This is a genomic window from Bradyrhizobium rifense (genome assembly GCF_008123425.1).
Lineage (GTDB): Bacteria > Pseudomonadota > Alphaproteobacteria > Rhizobiales > Xanthobacteraceae > Bradyrhizobium > Bradyrhizobium rifense.
This window is the reverse complement of the sequence record NZ_VSSS01000020.1, coordinates 12,586-34,075: the sequence shown is the minus strand read 5'-3', so window position 1 is coordinate 34,075 and position 21,490 is coordinate 12,586. Positions and strand designations below refer to the sequence as shown.

The 21,490-nt window shown below is 64.3% G+C and carries 18 protein-coding genes; 9 read left to right on the top strand and 9 right to left on the bottom strand.

The genetic code is table 11. The features are described from left to right. The first annotated feature begins 29 nt into the window (after positions 1-29). Positions 30-2,354, top strand: coding sequence for a xanthine dehydrogenase family protein molybdopterin-binding subunit (locus FXB40_RS11860; protein ID WP_148772387.1), 2,325 nt, complete (start codon positions 30-32; stop codon positions 2,352-2,354). Positions 2,355-2,451: 97 nt separating this feature from the next. Here the strand turns inward: FXB40_RS11860 and FXB40_RS11855 are convergent, their stop codons facing one another. The 3 genes from FXB40_RS11855 to FXB40_RS11845 are packed head-to-tail and all read right to left on the bottom strand — an operon-like array spanning position 2,452 to position 5,668. Then, complete coding sequence (locus FXB40_RS11855) at positions 2,452-3,648, bottom strand: acyl-CoA dehydrogenase family protein (RefSeq protein ID WP_148772386.1); 1,197 nt, start codon at positions 3,646-3,648, stop codon at positions 2,452-2,454. A gap of 15 nt (positions 3,649-3,663) precedes the next feature. Next, positions 3,664-4,812 carry an acyl-CoA dehydrogenase family protein gene (locus FXB40_RS11850; RefSeq protein WP_148772385.1) on the bottom strand — a complete coding sequence of 383 codons (1,149 nt, stop codon included), beginning with the start codon at positions 4,810-4,812 and terminating at the stop codon, positions 3,664-3,666. Between the two features lie 4 nt (positions 4,813-4,816). After that, on the bottom strand, positions 4,817-5,668 hold the full coding sequence (locus tag FXB40_RS11845; RefSeq protein ID WP_148772384.1) for an enoyl-CoA hydratase: 852 nt from the start codon (positions 5,666-5,668) through the stop codon (positions 4,817-4,819). 172 nt (positions 5,669-5,840) lie between these two features. Between FXB40_RS11845 and FXB40_RS11840 the strand changes: the two genes are divergently transcribed. Genes FXB40_RS11840 through FXB40_RS11830 form a run of 3 tightly spaced genes read left to right on the top strand, consistent with a single transcriptional unit; the run spans position 5,841 to position 7,841 of the window. After that, positions 5,841-6,449, top strand: a complete 609-nt coding sequence (locus tag FXB40_RS11840) for a LemA family protein (protein ID WP_148772383.1) — start codon at positions 5,841-5,843, stop codon at positions 6,447-6,449. Between the two features lie 13 nt (positions 6,450-6,462). Beyond that, positions 6,463-7,341 carry a TPM domain-containing protein gene (locus FXB40_RS11835; RefSeq protein ID WP_148772382.1) on the top strand — a complete coding sequence of 293 codons (879 nt, stop codon included), beginning with the start codon at positions 6,463-6,465 and terminating at the stop codon, positions 7,339-7,341. 2 nt (positions 7,342-7,343) lie between these two features. Further along, positions 7,344-7,841 (top strand): TPM domain-containing protein, encoded by a 498-nt coding sequence (locus tag FXB40_RS11830; protein WP_148772381.1) that lies wholly within the window; start codon positions 7,344-7,346, stop codon positions 7,839-7,841. A 116-nt stretch (positions 7,842-7,957) separates the two neighbouring features. Here the strand turns inward: FXB40_RS11830 and FXB40_RS11825 are convergent, their stop codons facing one another. Then, the gene (locus tag FXB40_RS11825; protein ID WP_148772380.1) at positions 7,958-8,770 is read right to left on the bottom strand and encodes an MBL fold metallo-hydrolase; all 813 of its coding nucleotides are present in this window, start codon (positions 8,768-8,770) and stop codon (positions 7,958-7,960) included. Further along, on the bottom strand, positions 8,767-9,138 hold the full coding sequence (locus FXB40_RS11820) for a Crp/Fnr family transcriptional regulator (protein ID WP_148772379.1): 372 nt from the start codon (positions 9,136-9,138) through the stop codon (positions 8,767-8,769). The genes FXB40_RS11825 and FXB40_RS11820 overlap by 4 nt, the downstream gene beginning before the upstream one ends. A gap of 281 nt (positions 9,139-9,419) precedes the next feature. Between FXB40_RS11820 and FXB40_RS11815 the strand changes: the two genes are divergently transcribed. The 3 genes from FXB40_RS11815 (at position 9,420) to FXB40_RS47820 (ending at position 12,329) form a co-directional block, all read left to right on the top strand. Then, positions 9,420-10,412 (top strand): hypothetical protein, encoded by a 993-nt coding sequence (locus tag FXB40_RS11815; protein ID WP_187436829.1) that lies wholly within the window; start codon positions 9,420-9,422, stop codon positions 10,410-10,412. Between the two features lie 94 nt (positions 10,413-10,506). Then, entirely contained in the window at positions 10,507-12,075 is a 1,569-nt protein-coding gene (locus tag FXB40_RS11810) for a hypothetical protein (protein WP_148772377.1), read from the top strand. 89 nt (positions 12,076-12,164) lie between these two features. Beyond that, the gene (locus FXB40_RS47820) at positions 12,165-12,329 is read left to right on the top strand and encodes a hypothetical protein (protein ID WP_187436817.1); all 165 of its coding nucleotides are present in this window, start codon (positions 12,165-12,167) and stop codon (positions 12,327-12,329) included. 83 nt (positions 12,330-12,412) lie between these two features. On the opposite strand, the gene FXB40_RS11805 is transcribed toward FXB40_RS47820, so the two are convergent. After that, positions 12,413-13,060, bottom strand: a complete 648-nt coding sequence (locus FXB40_RS11805; RefSeq protein WP_148772376.1) for a glutathione S-transferase family protein — start codon at positions 13,058-13,060, stop codon at positions 12,413-12,415. 172 nt (positions 13,061-13,232) lie between these two features. Next, positions 13,233-14,438 (bottom strand): CaiB/BaiF CoA transferase family protein, encoded by a 1,206-nt coding sequence (locus FXB40_RS11800; protein ID WP_187436816.1) that lies wholly within the window; start codon positions 14,436-14,438, stop codon positions 13,233-13,235. Positions 14,439-14,665: 227 nt separating this feature from the next. Here FXB40_RS11800 and FXB40_RS11795 point away from each other — a divergent pair, with 227 nt between their 5' ends. After that, positions 14,666-16,759 (top strand): tetratricopeptide repeat protein, encoded by a 2,094-nt coding sequence (locus FXB40_RS11795; RefSeq protein WP_148772374.1) that lies wholly within the window; start codon positions 14,666-14,668, stop codon positions 16,757-16,759. 34 nt (positions 16,760-16,793) lie between these two features. Here the strand turns inward: FXB40_RS11795 and FXB40_RS11790 are convergent, their stop codons facing one another. Next, complete coding sequence (locus tag FXB40_RS11790; protein WP_148772373.1) at positions 16,794-17,156, bottom strand: winged helix-turn-helix transcriptional regulator; 363 nt, start codon at positions 17,154-17,156, stop codon at positions 16,794-16,796. Positions 17,157-17,328: 172 nt separating this feature from the next. On the opposite strand from FXB40_RS11790, the gene FXB40_RS11785 reads away from it, so the two are divergent. Further along, positions 17,329-18,456 carry an L-dopachrome tautomerase-related protein gene (locus FXB40_RS11785; RefSeq protein ID WP_148772372.1) on the top strand — a complete coding sequence of 376 codons (1,128 nt, stop codon included), beginning with the start codon at positions 17,329-17,331 and terminating at the stop codon, positions 18,454-18,456. Here FXB40_RS11785 and putA read toward each other — a convergent pair. After that, positions 18,453-21,461 (bottom strand): bifunctional proline dehydrogenase/L-glutamate gamma-semialdehyde dehydrogenase PutA, encoded by a 3,009-nt coding sequence (gene putA / locus FXB40_RS11780; RefSeq protein ID WP_148772371.1) that lies wholly within the window; start codon positions 21,459-21,461, stop codon positions 18,453-18,455. The genes FXB40_RS11785 and putA overlap by 4 nt on opposite strands. Positions 21,462-21,490: the final 29 nt, after the last annotated feature.

Genomic DNA, 21,490 nt, shown 5'->3' with positions numbered 1-21,490 from the left:
ATTTCAAGAGACCCCGAGGACCCTGCGGAATGAACATTCTTCCCGGCAATTTGCGTTTCGGAGCGGGCCAGCCCGTCAAGCGTTTGGAAGACCAACGGCTGCTCACCGGGAAGGGGCAATTCATCGACGACAAGCCGGAGGATGGCGCGCTGTGGTTGCACGTGCTGCGCTCGCCGCATGCGCACGCGAAGATCGTCTCGATCGACACCAGCGCGGCGGCAACGATGGCCGGCGTTACCGCGATCTACACCGGCGCCGATCTGATCAAGGACGACGTCGGCACCATCCCGACCCTAAGCATCTTCAAGCGCCCCGACGGCAAGCCGATGACGGTGCCGCCGCGCCGGCTGCTCGCCCATGAAGTCGTGCGTTACACCGGCGAGGCGGTGGCGGCCGTGGTGGCTTCATCGCGCGCGGAGGCCCAGAGCGCGGCCGAAGCGATCGTGATCGAATACGACGTGCAGCCCGCCGTGGTCGATCCCGTTGAGGCCGTAAAACCTGGCGCGCCAGTGGTGTGGCCTGAGGCGCCCGACAACATCGTTGGCGCGATGAGCTATGGCGACGCCGTGAAGGTGGACGAGGCCTTCGCCAAGGCCGCGCACACGGTCGAGCTCGATCTCGTCAGCCAGCGCCTCGTGCCCTCCGCGATGGAGCCACGCTCGACCATTGCCGAGATCGACAAGACAACCGGCCGTCTCCTCCTGCACGTGCAGTCGCAGACCCCGGCATCGACCCGCGATGTGCTTGCCGAAGCCGTGCTCAAGCGTCCCAAGGACAGCGTGCGCGTGCTGGTCGGCGACATCGGCGGAGGCTTTGGCCAGAAGACCAATCTCTATCCGGAAGACGGCATTGTCGCCTATGTCGCGACCAAGCTGAACAGGAAGATCCGCTGGCGCGGCGACCGCACCGACGAATTCGTCGGCGGCACCCACGGCCGCGATCTCACCTCGACGGCGTCCTTTGCGCTGGATGAGAAGGGCAAGGTGCTGGCCTATCGCGTCACCTCGATCGGTTGCACCGGCGCCTATTCCTCGGGTGCGGCCAACATCATTCCGCTGGTGCTCGGGCCGTTCGTGCAGACCGGCGTCTATGATTTGCCGCTGGTGCATTTCGAGATCAAGTCGGTGATGACCCACACGGCACCGGTCGGTGCCTATCGTGGTGCTGGTCGTCCAGAAGCCGTCTTCATCGTCGAGCGCCTGTTCGACGCTGCCGCGCGAAAAATCGGCATGGATCCGCGCGCGATCCGCAAGGCAAACTACATCGAGCCAGCGCAGCTGCCCTACACCAACGCCGCCGGTCAGGTATACGACTCCGGTGCCTTCGCCCACATGCTCGATCGCGCGGTCAAACTCGCCGACTGGGATGGCTTTGCCGCGCGCAAGAAGGCCGCGAAGAAGAACGGCCTACTCTACGGGCGCGGCCTGACCTCCTACATCGAGTGGACTGGCGGCCGCGCCCACACCGAGAAAGTCAGCCTGCATGCGACCTCGCAGGGCCGCGTCGTGCTGCATTCCGGCACCATGGCGATGGGGCAGGGGCTGCAGACCACCTACACCCAGATGATCTCCGACTCGCTCGGCATTCCCATGGACAAGATCGATGTCGTTCAGGGCGACACCGATCTCGCCATGGGTTTTGGCAGCGTCGGCTCGCGCTCGCTGTTCGTCGGCGGCACGGCCGTGGCGGTCTCGTCCAACGACCTGATCCAGAAGGCGCGCGAGAAGGCGGCGAACGTGCTGGAGACCTCGGTCGAGGATATCGAGTACCAGGGCGGTATGCTCACCGTGGTCGGCACCGACCGCCGCATCAGCCTGTTCGACATCGCCGAGAAGGAGAGTGGCGCAAAACTCAGCGTCGATTCCGAGGGTGAGGTCGATGGTCCCAGCTGGCCTAACGGCACGCATATCTGCGAGGTCGAGATCGACCCGGAGACCGGTGTGTCCAAGGTCGTGCGCTACACCACCGTCGATGACGTCGGTGTGGCCGTGAACCCGATGCTGGTCACCGGCCAGATCCATGGCGGCGTCGCGCAGGGCATCGGTCAGGCGCTGTATGAGGGCGTCTCCTATGATACCGACGGCCAGCTCCTCACCGCGAGCTACCAGGATTATTGCATCCCGCGCGCCGACGACGTGCCGCCGATCGTGGTGACGCTGGATGATTCCGCGCCCTGCCGCACCAATCCGCTCGGCGCCAAGGGCTGCGGCGAATCCGGCGCCATCGGCGGCCCGCCCTGCGTCACCAACGGCGTGATGGATGCGCTGGCCGAACTCGGTATCACCCAGCTCAACACGCCCCTGACGCCGCAGAAGATCTGGAAGGCGATCAAGGACGCGAAGGCGGGCGGTTAATATCTCGAGCGCGTAGCCCGGATGGAGCGCAGCGAAATCCGGGTCCGCTCGTGGTTGTTGCCCCGGATTGCGCTTCGCTCCATCCGGGCTACAAGCCCTAGATCCCCAACATCATCTTCGCAATAATATCGCGCTGGATCTCCGACGTGCCGCCGAAGATCGTATAGGCCCGGCCGTTGAGATATTCCGGCACCACCGTCAGCATGTCCGCCGGCAGCGCGGGCTCGTGGTTGAGCTTGTAAAGCGGGCGCATCGGCTCGACGGCGAGCGCGTCGTGGCCGATCACGTCGACGCCGAGCCGCGTCACGGCCTGCCGGATCTCGCTGTTGCGCAGCTTCAGGATCGACGACACCGCGCCGGGGTTTTGTCCCGTCTGCAGCGCCGAGAGCACGCGCAGCTCGGTCATCTCGAGCGCGTCGATGTCGACCTCGACTTCGGAGATGCGGGACGCGATATCAGGGCTGTCGATCGCGCGTCCCGTGAGATCGGACTCCGCTAGCTCGGTGATGGCGCGCAGCCCTTCGCGCAGCTTGGCGGATGCGATGCCGGAGCCGCGCTCGAACTCGAGCAGGTATTTGCCGTAAGTCCAGCCCTTGCCTTCGTCGCCGACGCGGTTGGCCACGGGTACGCGCACGTCGTCAAAAAACACCTGGTTGACCTCGTGGTCGCCGCCGATGGTGAGGATCGGCCGCGTGGTGATCCCCGGCGTCTTCATGTCGATCAGGATGAAGCTGATGCCGTCCTGCTGCCGCGGCCCGTCGCTGGTGCGCACCAGCGCGAACATGCGGTTGGCATGGTGCGCATGCGTGGTCCAGATCTTCGTGCCGTTGATGATGTAGTCGTCGCCGTCGCGTACCGCGCGGGTCCTCAGTGACGAGAGATCGGAGCCGGAGCCCGGCTCGGAATAGCCCTGGCACCAATAGTCCTCCCCGGAAAGAATGCGCGGCAGGTAGAAATTCTTCTGCTCAGGCGAGCCGAAGCCGATGATGACGGGCCCGACCATCTTCACGCCCATTACGTTGACATTAGGCACGCCGGCGCGCGCGCATTCGCTCTCAAAGATCCAGCGCTGCGCCGGCGTCCAGCTCGGGCCGCTGTGGTCGACCGGCCAGCCCGGCGCACCCCAGCCCTGCTTATGCAGCGCGCGCTGCCAGGCCATGCCGATGTCGGGATCTGAAAACACCGACGGCGTCAGCGCGGTGGCGCGCTTCATTTCCTCGGTGAGATTTTTGGCGATGAAGCCGCGCACCTCGCTCTGGAAGGCGCGCTCTTCGGCATTGAACGAGAGGTCCATGATGCGCTCCTCGTGTCAGGCGGGTTGGGTGGTGCGGCTGAGCTGGGCATGGCGGCCGTAATGGTGCGCGCTGCCGCCGAACAGCGTGTCGAAGGCGACGAGCCGCTTGAAATAGGCGCCGACCTCGAGCTCCTCGGTGACGCCCATGCCACCGTGGAGCTGGATCGATTGTTCGCCGACGAAGCGGGCGCATTTGCCGATCTTCGCCTTCGCAGCCGACGCGGCGCGCGCGCGTTCGACCGGCGGCTGATCTGCCTTCAGCGCGGCGCGCAGCGCCATTGAACGGGCTTCGTCGACCTGGATCGCCATGTCGGCGAGGCGATGGCGGATCACCTGGTTCGCGGACAGCGGCCGGCCGAATTGTTTGCGGATCTTGGTGTAGTCCAGCGTGGTGTCCAGCAGCGTCTGCATGATGCCGACGGCTTCCGCGCCGAGCGCGGCCATGGCGCGATCGACGGCCCATTCAATCGCCGGCAGTGCGTCCTTGCCGTCGCCGAGCAGGGCATCCTCCGCCAGCTGCACGTCGGAGAGTTCGACGTTGCAGGCGCGTCCGCCGCCGAGGCGCGGATAGTCCGAGATCGCAAGGCCTTGCGCCGTTGCCGGCACCAGAAACAGGCCGATGCGCCCCGATGGTCCCTGATGATCATGCAGATGTGCGGAGACGATGATCTCGTCGGCGGCGTGGCCGTCGAGCACGGCGATCTTGCTGCCGGAGAGATGCCAGCCCTGCGCCGTCTTGTTGGCGATAGTCGCGACCTTGGCAAGATCGAACCGCGCCGCGCGCTCGGAATGCGCAAACGCAAGTTTCAACGACCCGTCCGCGATCTTGGGCAGGCTGGCCTGCTTCTGCGCCGTGCTGCCGCATCTGTCGATCAGCGCGGCACCGAGCACGATAGTTGCGACATAGGGCTCGGACACCAGTCCGCGGCCAAAAGCTTCCATCAAGATGCCGATTTCGACCGGCCCGCCGCCGAGCCCGTCAAACTCCTCCGGGATCGGCAGCGCCAGCCAGCCGAGCTCGGCAAACTGCTTCCACACCGCCGGGCTGAAGCCGAGCGGATCGTTGGCCGTCTTGCGGCGGTGGTCGGCATCGTAGCTCTCGGCCACGAAGCGCTCCGCGCTCTCGCGCAGCAGCCGTTGCTCGTCACTGAGATTGAGATCCATGTTCTTACTCCGCGGCCGCCGGCTTGCGCACGGAGGGATGCAGTCCGGATGGATCGACCACCATGCCGAACTCCTGAAGATTGTGGGCGTGACAGAGCTGATGCAGCGCAAAGGCCTGGTCGATCGCGGCGGGCTGGCCCATCACGTCGACGGAGCGGTTCACCGCCTCCTTGGTCAGCTTCAATGCAAAGGACGGCTTTGATGCGATTTTGCGCGCGAGCTCCAGCACCCGCGCGGACAGCTCCGCACGCGGCACGACCTGGTTCACCATGCCGAGCTGGTGCGCCTCTTGCGCGCTCCAGCTGTCGGCCGTGAACAGAAATTCCTTGGCCTTGCGCGGGCCGAGCTCCCAGGGATGCACGAACCATTCGACGCCGCAGACGCCCATGGTGACGACGGGATCGCAGAACTGCGCGTCGTCGCTGGCAACGATCAGATCGCAGGCCCAGGCCAGCATCAACCCGCCGGCGATGCACTTGCCATGCACTTCCGCAATCGTCGGCTTGGCGAGGTTGCGCCAGCGCCGCGTGATCTGGAGATAAATTTCCTGCTCGCGCGCGAAGCGGCCGTGCGCGTTCGCCTCGGCAAAGCCGCCCCAATTCCCGATCGGCGGAAAATCGACGCCTGCGGCATTCTTGGCCCCGGGGCGCAGATCGTGGCCGGAGGAGAAGTGCGGCCCGTTGCCGGCGAGGATGATCACCTTGACCGCGTCGTCCTGCACCGCCGCGTCGAAGGCGGCGTTGAGGTCGTAGGTCATCTGCAGGTTCTGCGCATTGCGCGCCTCGGGCCGGTTCATCACGATCCGGGCAATCGTCGGCTCCGGCCGCTCCACGAGGATGGTCTCGAACGAGGACATGGCGCGCTCCCCTACCATTTTTCGTCTTGTTTGCTTCGAGTTGACTATGTCACCGGCTGATAGGCAAGAGGCTTGCGTCAGCCGGCTGCTTTTCGCGCCGTCCGCGCGGGATAGCTGGCGCCGTGCGCGCTCAATCTGGTAGTTTGCAGCCGATTCCACCGGGAGAAATTTGATGCGCAAGATCCTCACCGTGCTGGCGGCGCTGGCCTCGCTCAGCCTCACCAATTGCGGCTACAACGCGATCCAGAGCGAGGACGAGCAGATCAAGGCCAACTGGTCCGAGGTGGTGAACCAGTATCAGCGCCGCGCCGATCTTGTGCCCAATCTCGTCAATTCGGTGAAGGGCTTTGCGCAGCAGGAGAAGGACGTGCTGCTCGGCGTCACCAATGCCCGCGCCAAGGTCGGCAGCATCCAGGCGACACCCGAGGTGCTGAACGACCCCGCGGCCCTGCAGAAGTTCCAGGCCGCTCAGGGCGAACTCTCCAGCGCATTGTCGCGGCTCCTCGTGGTCACGGAAAACTATCCGCAGCTCAAGTCGGATGCCTTGTTCAAGGATCTGATGTCGCAGCTCGAAGGCACCGAGAACCGCATCACGGTCGCACGCAACCGCTACATCAAAGCGGTGCAGGACTATAACGTCACCGTCCGATCGTTCCCGAACAACCTCACCGCGATGATGTTCGGCTACAAGGAGAAGCCGAACTTCTCGGTCGAGAACGAGAAGGAAATCTCGACCGCGCCCAAGGTCGATTTCAATCCCGCGCCCGCGCCGTCGAAGTAAGCGCGTTCGACTGATGCGCGCCGTCAAGGCTATCCTGCTTGCACTGCTGCTTGGCTGGGCGTTTGCCGCCTTAGCTGACGTGGCGGTGCCACAACTCACCGGCCGCGTGGTCGACCGGAGCGGCACGCTGTCGAGCAGCGACGTCGCTGCGCTGTCGCAAAAGCTGAGTGATTTCGAAAAGCGGAAGGGCAGTCAGATTGCTGTGCTGATCGTGCCGACGACAGACCCGGAGACGATCGACCAATTCTCCATCCGCGTTGCCGAGGCCTGGAAGATCGGCCGCAAGAAGGTCGACGACGGCGCGATCCTCGTCGTCGCGAAGAACGACCATCACCTGCGTATCGAGGTCGGCTACGGCCTCGAAGGCGCCCTCACCGATGTGACCTCGCGGCGGATCATCGACGAGGTCGTCACGCCAAAGTTCAGAACCGGAGACTTCGCCGGCGGCATCTCGGCCGGTGTCGAGCGGATGATGCGCGTCGTCGACGGCGAACCGTTACCGGTTCCCTCGCGCAGCGTGAACTTCGGCAATTTGGAAAACATCGGACCGATCATCCCGGTCACGCTGTTTGCCTCGTTCATCATCGGTGGAATCCTGCGCACCTTGCTGGGGCAACTGCTGGGCTCGGTCGCGACCGGCAGCCTGATCGGTGTTTTGGCGTTGTTCTTTGTCGGATCCGTCGGCGTTGCCGTGATCGTCGGGTTCATCGGTTTCTTCCTGGCGTTCATCGCCGATCTTTTTCCGAAGTCCACGGGACCATCGCGCGGCGGCTCGTGGTCGAGCGGCTCCTCGTCGGGCGGCTGGAGCAGCGGATCATCGTCCAGCGATAGCGGCAGCTTCAGCGGCGGTGGCGGCAGTTTTGGCGGCGGCGGCGCCTCGGGGAGCTGGTAGTCATGAGCATCAAGCGCATTGCCAGACATCTCGTGCAACATCATTGGCGGGCGAAGCACATTTTCCCGCAAAACGTGCTCGATCGCATCGAGCAGGCGATCAAGCTGAGCGAAACGACGCACTCCGGCCAGGTCCGTTTCGTCGTCGAAGGCGCGCTGGACGGCGCCCCCCTGTTCCACAACCAGTCCGCACGCGAGCGCGCGCTCGATGTGTTCGCGCATTTGCGGATCTGGGACACCGCGCACAACAACGGCGTGCTGATCTACCTGCTGCTCGCCGACCGCGACGTCGAGATCATCGCCGATCGCGGCATCGATGCGAAGGTTGGTGCTGCCGGTTGGGAGAAGATCTGCCGCGCGATGGAGGCGGAGTTCGGGGCAGGCCAGTTCGAGCGCGGCGTGATCGACGGCATCGCGGCGGTGTCGCGGGAGTTGGCCAAGCATTTCCCGCCAGCGGGTGCGCATCCCAACGAGCTGCCGGATGAGCCGGTGGTGATGTGAGCCGGGCTGACAACCCACACTCCGTCATTACGAGGAGCCCTTGCGACGAAGCAATCCAGACTGCCGCCGCGGAAAGACTCTGGATTGCTTCGCTGCGCTCGCAATGACGGGGGGCATCAATCATCCAGCTTGTTCAAATCCCGCACCGACTGCATGATCGGCTCGAAGTTCGAGCGCGCATCCAGTGCGTCGAACAATTGCGCGGTGTCCTCCAGCAGGCCGTGCGAGCGCGCAATAGCAATGCGCACGTCGTCCTGCGGCGTGTCGGACAGCCTTCCGTGCCCTGACAGCAGGATCTTGGTGTTCAGGCCCTTGATGCGCTCCAGCGACTGGATGTAGTCGGAGATGCTGCCGGAGCCGAATACGCCGCCCATCACGCCACCCGGCATCAGGGTGTCGGCGGCGAACAGCAGGCCCTTGTCCTGCTCGAATAGCGTGATGCAGGCCGAGGTATGGCCCGGCGTGTACATCACGTTGAGGCGGAAATTGCCGAGGTCGATCAGATTGCCTTCCTCGAGCCAGATGTCGATGTTAACAGGCACGTTCGGCTCGTTGAACATCTTGCGCAGCATCGAGAAATCGTCGCGCAGCATGATCTTGTTGGCGGCGAGCCGATGGGCGACGACCAAGGTGCGACGTTCGTTGAAGTGCCAGGCGGCGCCGATGTGATCGAGATGCTCGTGGCTCAGCACCACCATGTCGATCTTCTCCGGCGGGCAGCCCGCAAAAGTCAGACACTCGACCATCGCCGGATAGTTCGAGGACAGGCCGACATCGATCAGGATGGTGCGCGCCGAGCCGCGCACCAGATAGGCGTTGGCGGCGCGGTTGGAGAAGCGGATCTGGTAGACGTCGTCGGCCGCCTGGATCAGCGAGCAGATGTCGTTCTTCATCAGGATGGGGAATGCGGTCGGCTTCCGCTCGCTCATGATTGCGCTGCCCGGTAGGTGACCGCGTTGGAGGCGCGCAGGCGTTTCGACAGCGCGTCCATCACCATCAGCGCGAACGCCGGCTGCTGGCTGACGAGATAGACAAAGCGGGCGTGGTTGATCCGCATCACGCGCGTGTTCGGCGCCGATGCGATCGCGGTTGCCGAACGGGCCGAACCGTCGATCACGGCCATCTCGCCGAAGAACTCGCCCTTACCGAGCTTGATGATGCTGGTCTTGTGCGCGCCGTCGACCTTGGCGATCTCGACCTCGCCGTCGAGCACGACGAACAACTCACGGCCGGTCGAGCCCTCCTCGAAGATGACGTCATCGACGGCAAACGCGTTGATGCATTTCTCGATCGTCATGGCACCCCCAAACGCCTTCTGGCTGACGGGACGGCCCATGTTAGCCGCGGAACAGTGACGGGCAAACAACCCCTTCGGCTAAGCCGCGCGGCCTACCGCAGGGCAGCATCGGTTGACAATTTGTTGCACGCCGCCACGCCGGTTCCACTTTCCCGACCCAATTCGGCCCCGGACGAGTTCCTAAAATTTCGGTAAGCGGGTCCCGAGGTAAGGAATTCGCAAGCAATGAAAGTTACCAAAAAGTCAACCTGGACTGGAGTATTTGAGCCGTGAGCGAAGCAATGCCCGAACTGGCCGGCCAAGAGACTGGTGAGCAGACTGGCGACCGGACTGCCGCCGCCGCAACCGCGCCGCAGGCCGTCGAGGCTGCCGCCGGCATCGAGGCCCCCTCGATCGCCCCTGACCATGAGACGCCGCCCAAAGCGGACGCCCCGGTGGTCGAGCCGCCGCGGATTGAGGTGCCGAAGCTCGAAACCAAGGCTGACGTTAAGGCTGAAACCAAGCCCGAGCCGAAACCCGGCAAGCTCATCGTGATGGCGCCCTCGGAGCGGTCCTGGGACCGCGAAGAGTTTGCCCCGCACGTGAAGGCCGACGAGGTGCGTGACACCGGCAGCAAGCGCCGCCTGTCGGCGATGGCCGCGGTGGTGGCGATCGCGGCCTGCGTCGGCGCCGTCAGCGGCGCGCTCGCGACCGCCGGCATGATGCATTTCGCCAGCCCGGCGCCGGCGCAAGTTGCCGACACCAGTGCGTTGGATGCGTCCGTCTCCCGGATCGATGCCGACATCGTCGCGCTCAAGGCCAATGTCGAGCACGCCTCGAAGACCGGCCTCAGCCAGTTCAACCGGTCCAACGACCGTCTGGATAAGCTCGAGAAGGCGCAGGCCGAACCGATGGCCAAGCTCGCAAAGCTGTCCGAGACCGTCGACAAGCTCCGCGCCACGCCGCCGGCAGCCCCCGCGCAGGCCGCAGCTGCGGCGCCCGCGAAGGAGACCACCGGCTCGATCGCACTGGCTCCGACCCAGGTCGCGACCGCCACTGCTGCCCCGGCTCCCGCGCCGGCCGCGCCCAAGACAGAGCTCGGCCGCCTGCCGACGATTGACGGCTGGAGGCTCCGCGACGTCGCCAATGGCGGCGCGCTGATCGAGGGCCGCGACGGCCTCTACGAGGTCTATGCCGGCGATCCCATCCCCGGTATCGGCCGCGTCGATGCGATCCGCCGCCAGGACGGCCGCTGGGTGGTCGTCACCAGCAAGGGCCTGATCGTTTCGCGCTAAGCATCCGATATCCGACTTTTCAAAGAGGCGCTTCACCACCGCGTGAAGCGCCTTTTTACTTGAATAGGCTGTCACGCGCGGTGTTATTGGAGGCATGAGCCGTGCGCTGCGAATTGTCCTGGCTGCCCAAATCCTTCTGGCTGCCATTCTGTTGTTTGGCGGTGTCATGTCGCTCTCGGCAGCAGAGAACGCGCCGCTCGCGCGCGGCACCGCGATCACCGATCCCGATCTCCTCCGCAAGCTCGACCAGAGCGATGCGCTGTCGATTTCCCGCCTGCTGCAGCCTGAGCGCAACGCGGGCGTTCCGCTGACCAGCGATCAGCTGTTCGCCTCGCTGCCGCAGCTCAAGGCTATTCCGCCGGCGATCGATGCGGAGTTTGATCGCTATATCGCGCAGCACAAGGCGGCCTCGCCAAGCGAGACCATCGGCGTCGGCGACGGCTTCGACGTCCAGCTGTTCGATCGAGCCAACCTGAAGGCCGCCAACACGCGCTTCGTGCTGGCCGGCATCGTCAACCGCATGGACCGCGCCTATGTCTCGGAAGAGCGATGCGGCGAGATCCGGCTGATCTATCGCCTGGCGCGCTTCGACACCAATGCCGACGGCAGCAAGTCCGCGACGCGCCTGCCGATGACGTTCAACCTGGTGATGAAGGCGCGCGATGCGCGCCAAACTGATGCGAGCGGCAAGCCCGTCACCTGCGCCGAGGTCGCGCGACGGTGGCTGGACAATGGCGATTGGCAAGGGCTGATCGGCAGCCGCACTACTCCTTACGATGCCATGATAGATCGCATCGAGACCAACATCCAGATCTCGATCGCACCGAAATCGGCGCTGCACGATTTCCGCTCCGACTATCTGCTCAAGGTGTTCAAATACGACGCGGCCACCAAGATTTTCGAGGAATCGACGCTGGAGAACCAGATCGACCGCGATCGTATCCTTGCCGATGACGCGCTCCGGCGCGACTTCAAGGCCTGGCTGCTGACCCCTGCGAATCTTCGCGAGTTCGATCGCGGCACCGTGCTGATCCCGGAGCAGTATCTCGCCAAGGCCGCGGTGGCGCCGACACCTGCTGGCCTCGACGCCTCGACGATGCAGCCGGAGTTCGGCTTGATGCAGGGGGAAGGCAAAGGCGAGGGCAGGAGCGATCCCGTCTTCACCGACAACGACGTCGTCGGCGCGCTGAAGCAGGCCGCAGCACGCGGCATCACCATGGAGAACATCCGCTCGGTCGCGGGCTTCCAGCGCCGCCTCAACGATGTCACCTGTTCGGGTTGCCACCAGACCCGCGGCATCGGCGGCTTCCATTTCCCTGGCGTGGACTGGCTGACCGACAAGGCCTCGAATTCCACCATCGTGCCGGCCTCGCCGCATTTCGTCGGCGACCAGCTCCGCCGCCGCGACATCCTGACCGCCTTTGCGGCCGGCAAACGCCCTGATTTCTCACGCGGATTTGCCAGCCGGCCGCAGACCCGCGGTAGCCAGGAGCTCGCCGGCACCGAATATCAGGACGGCTGGGGCGCCCATTGTTCTTTGCAAAACGAGGGATCGGGAACGCCGGATAAGAGTTTTACGTCATGGACCTGTGCTAAAGGTCTCACCTGTCAGGCTGCGGCGGCCTCGAGCCGTATTGGCATGTGCTTCATCAAGACGCGTTAGGCCCGCCCTCACTAGCGCATGATCCGGAAAAGTGTGTAGCGGTTTTCCGACAAGATCATGCGCCAGCCAACAAGCGATTTGGATGACCCATGACGGATACCAGCGACGCCAACAAGGAGCGCAATCGTGAGATCGCGCGCAATGAGGAAGCCAAACAGGTCACCGGCAGCATCCGCGTCAGCACCTGGGCGGTCGCGGTGGTCGTCATCATCGGCGGGATTTTGTTCACGCTCGGCTGGCTGGCGCTGAAATAGCTGCGCAAACTCTTTCAATTGAAGGCTCGGATGGAGCCGCCGGTTCACCTCTCCCCGTAAGAACGGGGAGAGGGAAAGAGCATTCACTTCGCGTAATTCGTCATCCGCTTTCCCGGCAACAGCTCGTATGCCGGCTTCCAGCCGGGAAACGCGGCCATGCGGCCGAGCCAGGCGTGAATCGCGGGATGGCTCGTCGCGAAATCGAAACCGTGCTCGTCGCTCGGATAATGCAGATAGGCCATCATCGAGATATCGGCGACGGTCGGCTTGCTGCCGATCGCAAAAGCATTGTGCTGGAGATGTCCGTCGAGAATGCCGAGAAAATCCTCGAGCCGCCGGCGAAAGTGCTTCAGCACCTGCGGATCGTTCTTCTCGGTGAAGGCCCGCATGAAGCGGTAGGTCGCCATGTAGCCGGTGAGCTTGTGGTTGTCCCAGAACAACCAGCGCAGCAGTTCGAACTTTTCGTCCGCCGTCTCGGCGCCGAAACGGCCATACTGCTCGGCAAGCCTCAGCAGCAGGGGAGCCGTCTGCGTCATCTTCACGCCGTCGACCTCGAGTACGGGAATCTCGCCCATTTCGTTGACGACCTTGCGCCACTCCGCCGTGCGCGTGACGCCACCGCCAAAGTCGGTCCAGACCGGCTCGAACGTCTCGCCGCAAAGCGTGAGCATCAGCGCCAGCTTGTAGCTGTTGCCGGATTCGGGGAAGTAGTGCAGGCGATAGAGGGGCATGGGACCTCACGAGGCGCAATGTTGCCGTGAGTTTATAGCGAGATCGTTCCACGCCGTCATTGCGAGCGCAGCGAAGCAATCCAGCAATGCATCCGCGGTGGCAGTCTGGATTGCTTCGCGGAGCCTGTCATCGGGCCGCGCTGTGCGCGGACCCGTTGGCTTGCAATGGCCCTTACCCCACAGCCCCCTTCGATCGCAGCTGCTTGATCGCCGCCTCGTCGTATCCCGCGCCACGCAAAATCTCGTCACTGTGCTCACCGACGCCGGGCGGCTTGCGCGGTTGCACCTTCTTGGTGCCGTCGATCCAGATCGGGCTGGAGATGGTGAGCATGGTGTCGTTCTCGAACGGCACCAGCACCTCGTTGTCGAGCATCTGCTTGTCGTTCGGGATGTCGTCCAGAATGCCGACGATGCCGAAGACGAGTCCGTTGCCGTCGAGGATTTTTCGCCATTCGGCGAGGTCCCTGGTGGCAAAGGTCTCGTCAAAGATCTTGATCAGCTCGATCGAGCGGGCGTGACGGTCGGGCTTGGTGGCGAAGCGCGGATCGGCGATCAGATCCTCGCGTCCGAGGCATTTGGCAAGCGTCGGCCACTGCTTATCCTCGCTGAGCAGCGACAGGATCAGCCAGCGACCGTCCTTGCACTGATAGTGGTTGCCCACCGCATTCGGCGCGCGTTCGCGCGGCCGCCGTTCGCCGAACTTGGCGCCGCAGAGCTTGGCCTGCGCCAGCACGCTCGCCGCCCACACGCCGTTCGCCATCAGATTCGAGGCGACATGCGAGCCCTTGCCGGTCTTCTCGCGCTGATACAGCGCCGTGACGATCGCGCTGTACAACGCCATGGCGCAGGGATGGTCGCCCATGCCGGCGACCGAGCGGGCAGGCGTGGTGTTGGTGTCGGCGCGGACGAGGTCCATCAGGCCGGAGCGGGCCCAATAGGCGTTGCTGTCGAATCCTGGCTTGTTGGCTTCCTCGCCCTTTTCGCCATAGCCGGTGAAGGAGGCGTAGATCAGCCGGTCGTTGAGATGGGCGAGGTGATCATAGGTGATGCCGAGCTTGGTCCGCACCGGCGGCGGCATGTTGGTGATGAAGACGTCGGTCTCTTCGACGAGTTTGTAGAGCACGGCCTGCGCCTCTGGCTTGGAGAGGTCGAGCGCGAGGCTCTTCTTGTTGCGGGCCTCGAGCAGCCAGGCGAAATTGTGCTCGCTGGTGGGATAGCCGGGCAGGTTGGGCAGATTGCGATAGGGGTCGCCGGCGCCGGGCGGCTCGATCTTGATGACGTCGGCGCCGAAATCGGACAGCACGGTCGCGGCCGCGGGCGCCGCGATGAAGCTCGCGCAGTCCAGAACCTGGAGACCTGCAAAAATGCCTTTTTCCATCGCGGCGTTGCTCCCTCGCTCTTGTTGTTTCCCGCTGGCTGGAATTCTGTAATCCCTGACAGCCCAACCATTTGACCGATGTTCCGGCGGGATGCAACGCCGTCCGGCCATCGCTTTCTCGGGGTCGTCATGCCAGACGGTTATGGCAATCGGCTCGCCCCGGTTGTACAGCTTCTGCGCCTGTCCAATCTCGCCGGGCCGGCGCGCCTTCGTTCAAGGATCCGCTCATGTCGATCCCGTTCGTTCGCCTGATGGTATCGGCCGCGTTCACGATCCTGTGCGGCATGCCCGGTCTGGCCCTGGCAGGCGATCTCGAAGACTGTAACGGCCCGCCGTCCGAGAAGGTCGAGGCCGGCTGCACGGCCATCATCAACGACCAGTCGCGCGCTGCCGACGAGCGGTTGCGCGCCTATGTGAACAGATCGCGTGTCTTCATGGGGCGCGCCAACCTCGATGCGGGGCTGGCAGACGCCGATGCTGCGGTCCAGCTCAACCAGAAATCCGTGCCCGCTCTGCTGTCGCGCGGATTCGCCCGGCAGCGCAAAGGCAATCTTGACGGCGCGCTCGCCGACATCAACCAGGCCATCGAGCTCGACCCCAAGAGCCCGAATGCGTTTGCCTCGCGCGGCGGGGTGAAAATCGACCAGAAGCAATGGACCGACGCTGCCGCGGATTTTACCCAGGCCATCAGCCTGCGGCAGGACTTCGCGTTGGCCTATGTCGGGCGCGCGCGGACCTATGTCGAGACGTCGCAGCTCGACCAGGCCATGAGCGACCTCAACACTGCGATCTCGATGAGTGCGAGCCTGCCCAACGCCTTCTTCTGGCGCGGCCAGGTCTATCGCCGCAAGGGCGACATCGAGCACGCCATCGAGGATTTTTCGCGTGCGATCGCGCAGACGCCGCAGCCCGATCGTGCCTCCTATTTCGCGCGGGGACAGCTGTTCAGCTCCAAGGGCGACTATGCGCGCGCGATCGCGGATTTCGACAAGGTGCTGTCGGTGGCCCCGAACGACCCGGCCGCGCAGCAGCAGAAGCAGTCCGCTATCGCCATGCAGGCCGAGCTTGCGAAGGTGCATGGCGGACAGCCCGCTGCTACGGCACCCAATGAGGCCGCCGCCGCCCCGGCGGCTGTCGCGCCGCAAGCGACGGTCCCGATGGCGACAATACCGAAAGGGACGTTCCCGGCGACGCCGCCGTCTTTGACCGAGGCGGCGCAATTGATGACGCAGAAGAAATATGCCGAAGCGCTGCCGCGCTTGAACTCGGTGCTGGCGGCTGATCCGCGCAACCAGGCCGCGCTAAGACTCCGGGTTGCCGCGAATCTGTCGCTGTCTCATTTCGCGGAGGCGCGGATCGACATCGATACCCTGCTGAGGATGAAGCCGAACGATGGACCCTTGCTGGTGTCCCATGCCGTGGCGTCGCTCGGCCTGAAGCAGTTCGACCAGGCCACGGCCGATGCCAATCAGGCGCTCAGCGTCAATCCGAATGATGCGGCCGCCTATATCTGCCGCGGCATGGCGTACCGCCTGACCGGAAAATTCCAGGACGCTCTCGCCGATTTCGACCGCTCGATCTCGCTCAACGACAAGGACTACATGGCCTTCTCCGAACGCGGTCAGGCCTATATGGGGCTCAACCAGATCGACAAGGCCGTCGTCGATTTCGACCGTTCCCTGGTTCTCAATCCCGTCAACGACACCGCGCGCGCCGCCCGCGGGCTGGTGTTGCTACTGAAGGGCAACAACGCGGAGGGCCTGGTCGACGTCAAGAACGCGCTCGATCGCAATCCCAACAACCAGGTCGCCGAACTCGGCCAGGGGCTGGCGATGCTGCTCTCCGGGCAATATGACCGTGCGATCGTCGCGCTTGATCAGATCATCAGCAAGGAGCCCGCCTTCGATGCGTTCGTGCGAACGCTCCGCGCGCGAGCCTATCTCGGCAAGAAGGACGCCGCCGGCGCCATGACCGATCTCAATCTTGTGTTGGGGACGCGGCCGAACGATGCGGACGCGCTCAGCCTGCGCGGCATCGCCTTCACGTCGATGAAGCAATACGACAAGGCACTGGACGATCTCGGCAAGGCGATCGCGCAGAAGCCGACAATCGAGCGTTATTTCGCGCGCGCGGGCGTCTACGAGGCCAAGGGCGATGTGGACAAGGCAACCGGCGACTATCGCAGCGCCACCCAGATGAATCCGGCCAACGTGTTCGATATCGCGGCGCAGACCCAGTCCAAGCTGAAGATCCAGCAACTCTCGAAGCGCACCCCTTGCGGCAGCTCCGGGCGCGGCAGCAAGGACGACACCTGTCTGTAGCCGACAAACGCGATGAGTGAGATGGCGTCGCGCATCAGGCCGCGACGGACACGCGGTTGCTGAATAAGCCGATGTTGGAGTCTCCCCAGGCCTTCAACGCCGTCAGCACAGGCGTCATGCTTCTTCCCAACTCTGACAGACTGTATTCCACCTTCGGCGGCACCTGCGGATAGACCGTTCGTACAATCAATCCGTCCACTTCGAGTTCGCGGAGTTGGTTTGTAAGAGTCCGATGCGTGACGGCGGGAATGCGCCGCTTGATCTCGTTGAAGCGAACCGTCCCTTCCAGAAGGTGGAAGAGGATGACGCATTTCCATTTTCCATCGATGAGGCTGATGGCGGCTTCGACCGTGCAGCCTGGGGCGCAATCGAAGCGCGAATGCCGAGGTTTGGCCATGACGGTATCCTTTTCGATACTAGTGGCAATTCTTGTGCGTATCGCAAGATCTGAGGCTAGCGGCTAACGGTGGTTCGGACAAGTCGGCGACTGCCACATGCGGGCGGAAGCTGCGGTCCTCGAAACATCCAAGCCTTCATAAACAACAATAACGACCAGGGGAGTGAGACACATGAAAACTGTGAGGCGTAATCTGATCTGTGCTTCGATAGCCGCTGCATGTCTGGGTGGAGCGGCGCAGGCCGAGGACCGGGGTGGCAAGGCGGAGATCTTCGCCAGACTGCCGCAGTCCGTCGGCAACATTGCGTTCACGCCGGACAATCAGCTGATCTTCAGTCACCATCCATTCTATGAGCCCGACCTGAGAGTAGCCAGGCTCACATCGCCGACGACTTTCGAGCCCTTTCCGAATGCCGAGTGGAACGCGCCAAGGAAGGGAACGGATCAGTACCTCGACAACGTGCTGGGTTTGCGATCCGACGAAAGTGGAGTGGTATGGATCATCGATATGGGTTTTCGAACCCGGATTACGCCAAAGCTCGTCGGCTGGAATACGCGGGCGAACAAGCTCGAGCGAATCTATTATATGCCGGAGCCGGTGACGGTGGCGGGATCTCAGCCGCAGGACATCGTGATCGATCAGAAGCATCGCAAATTCTACATTGCCGACGAAAACATCGGGCCGGGAGGCGACGGCTCTCACGCGGCGATCATCGTGATCGACATGGACACCGGCGCCGCGCGGCGCGTGCTGGATGGCGATCGATCGACCGTTCCGGAAAATATCCCGATCACGGTGGACGGCAACGATCTGACCGTGCCGGGCAAGGACGGCAAGCAGTCCGTCATCAAGGTCGGCTGTGACGGCATCACGATGGACGTCAACTCGGAGTGGGTCTACTTCGCTCCACTCAGCGGCCGATCTCTCTATCGGATCAAAGCCGCCGACCTCAGTAACGAGAAGCTCGGCTCTGAGGAATTGAGCAAGAGGGTCGAACGCTACTCCGACAAGCCGAACAATGGCGGGCTATCCATCGATTACGCGGGCAACATCTACCTGACCGCCGTCGAATCGAAGTCGATCGGCATCATCGGGGCGGACCGGAAATATCGAACCTATCTCAATGACCCCGACATGGTGTGGCCGGACGGCATTACGGCGTCTCCCGACGGGTACATGTACGTCTCCGCGTCCCAGGTCTCTGCAGCCGCGATGTTTCACAACGGAAAGGCAGAGAACAAGACGCCCTATCTGATCTATCGGTTCAAGCCGGAGGCCGCGGGCTACATCTCCCGTTAGGGTGCGTGCGCCTCGCCGGCGAGCAGCGCGGCGTTGCCGCCGGCGGCAGCGGTGTTGATGGTCACGGTCTGCTCGGTGGCGAAGCGTGCCAGATAGTGCGGGCCGCCGGCCTTGGGGCCGGTGCCGGACAGGCCGTTGCCGCCGAACGGCTGGACGCCGACTACGGCGCCGATCATGTTGCGGTTGACGTAGATGTTGCCGACCTGGACACGGTCGATGATGGCCTCGACCGTGTCGTCGATGCGGGAGTGGATTCCGAGAGTCAGCCCGTAGCCGGTGCGCTCGATCGCTTGCAGGACTCGCGCGAGGGTCTCGGCGCGGTAACGCACCACATGCAGGATCGGGCCGAACACCTCCTCGGTGAGCTGGCCGGCGTCCTTGAGTTCGAAGATATGCGGTGCGACGAAGCAGCCCTCTGGCGCTGCGCCTGCAAAGTGCAGCCGCGCCTCCGTCTTCATCCGCGCGATGTGCGTGTCGAGCCGCTGCTTGGCTTCGGCGTCGATCACCGGGCCGACATGGGTCGAGACCTCGCTGGGGTCGCCGATCTTCAACTCGCGCGCGGCGCCCGCGATCATCTCGATCATGCGGTCGGCGACGTCCTCCTGCACGAACAGCAGCCGCAGCGCCGAGCAGCGCTGGCCTGCGGAGCGGAACGCGGAGGTGACGACATCGTCGGCGACCTGCTCGGGCAGCGCGGTGGCATCGGCGATCATGGCGTTGATGCCGCCGGTTTCCGCGATCAGCGGCACGATCGGTCCGTCCTTGGCGGCGAGCGTCCGGTTGATGTGACGCGCAACCTCGGTCGAGCCGGTGAAGACGACGCCGGCAATATCGGGATGTGCGGTCAGCACCGCGCCGATGCGGCCGTCGCCGGTGACGAGATGCAGCGCGCTTGTGGGGATGCCGGCCTCGTACAGCAGGGCGACCGCGGCGCGCGCGATGCGCGGCGTCTGCTCGGCGGGCTTTGCAACGACGCTGTTGCCGGCCATCAGTGCAGCGGCGACCTGGCCCAGGAAAATCGCCAGCGGAAAATTCCACGGTGAGATCGCGACAAACACGCCGCGGCCGCGCATGGCGAGCGCGTTGCTCTCGCCGGTCGGGCCCGGCATCGCGACTTCGCTACCGAACAGCTTTCGGCCCTGTGCGGCATAATAGCGGCAGAAATCGGCGGCTTCGCGCAGCTCGGAGAGCGCGTCGTCGAGCGTCTTGCCGCCCTCGCGCTGAAGCAATGCGATGAAGTGCGCGCTGCGACTCTCCAGGAGATGCGCGGCCTGCTCCAGCGCTGCTGCGCGTGTGGCTGCTGGCGTCCGGCTCCAGGCCACAAAGCCCGCGCGCGCTGCGGCAATCGCCGCGCCCGCCTGTTCGGGCGTTGCATCAGTGACCGGTTTGAGATTGGTCGTCTCGGCCTTGACGTCGGCGAGCAACCGGTCGAGGGCCGCGCGCTCGCCGAATTCGATCCCGCCTGAATTATGCCGCTCCGGCGCAAAGAGATCACCCGGCAGCGGGATCTTGGCGTGATGCGCGTGATCGGGACGGACGATGAGATCGGCCGGACGCTTCAAAAGCGCCGGGACCGGGACGCGGTAGTCGGCCGCCTGCGCCACGAAAGAGGAGTTGGCGCCGTTCTCGAGCAGCCGTCGCACCAGATAGGCGAGCAGGTCGCGATGGCTGCCGACCGGCGCATAGGTGCGGTAGGCGATATCGGGGTGATTCTTGGCGAGCTGCTCGTAGAGCGCCTCGCCCATGCCGTGCAGGCGCTGGAATTCGAAGGAGCCAGCATCGCCGGCGAGCTCCAGCACGGCCGCGACCGTGAGCGCGTTGTGGGTGGCAAATTGCGGGAAAATGCGCGGCCGCAGACTCAAAAGCTTCTGCGCGCAGGCGACGTAATTCAGATCCGTCATCGCCTTGCGGGTGAACACCGGATAGCCGTCGAGCCCGCGCTCCTGCGCGCGTTTGATCTCGGTGTCCCAATAGGCGCCCTTGACCAGCCGCACCATCAGCTTGCGGTCGTGCGCCTGCGCAAGCTCGTGGACATAGTCGATCACCGCGCTGGCGCGCTTCTGATAGGCCTGGATTGCGAGTCCAAAGCCGTCCCAACCCCCAAGCGAGGGATCGGCGAGCGTTGCCGCGATGACGTCGAGCGACAGCTCCAGCCGGTCGGCTTCCTCGGCATCGACGGTGAAGTTGAGGTCGTACACCCTGGCGCGCCGGGCCAGATCCAGCAGTTGCGGCACCAGCTCGGCCATCACGCGCGCGCGGCTGATCGCCTCGAAGCGCGGATGCAGCGCCGAGAGTTTCACGGAGATACCGGGCCGGTCGGGTAGGGGGTGATTGCCCGCCGCCTTGCCGATGGTTTCGATCGCACTGGCATAGGCGTCGAAATAGCGCCTGGCGTCGGCCGCCGTGCGCGCGCCTTCGCCGAGCATGTCGAAGGAGTAGCGCGGCTTCTGGCCGGAGCGCGGCTTACCCCGCTCCAGCGCCTGCTCGATGGTCTCGCCGAGCACGAAATGATTGCCCATCAGCCGCATCGCCTGGCGCGTGGCGGTGCGCACGGCCGGCGCGCCCAGCCGCTTCACGAGACGGCCGATCGTGCCGTCGGGCGTCTCGCCGGGCTGGATCACGCGCGCCGACAGGCCCAGCGCCCAGGCCGAGGCGTTGACCAGGAACGCCGTGGACTTGGTCTCGTGATGGATGAAATCGCCCTCGCCGAGCTTGTCCTCGATGAACTGGTCGGCTGTGCGCGCGTCGGGCACGCGCAGCAGCGCTTCCGCCAGCACCATCAGGGCGAGGCCCTCCTTGGTCGAGAGCGCGAACTCGCGCAGCATGTCCTCGACCCCGCCAAGCCGGTCGTCGCGCTTGCGGATCGCCTCGATCAGCCGGGTCGCGGTGCGGTCGATCCGCGCTTCCTGCGGCGGGCTGAGATGTGCCGACGCCAGCAGGCGCGCAGCGATGTCGGCATCATCGGGCGCGTAGGGGGCGGAGAAGGGCGGCGGGATGTTCGGCATGGCGTGTCCTGTAGCTCAAATCAGGATAA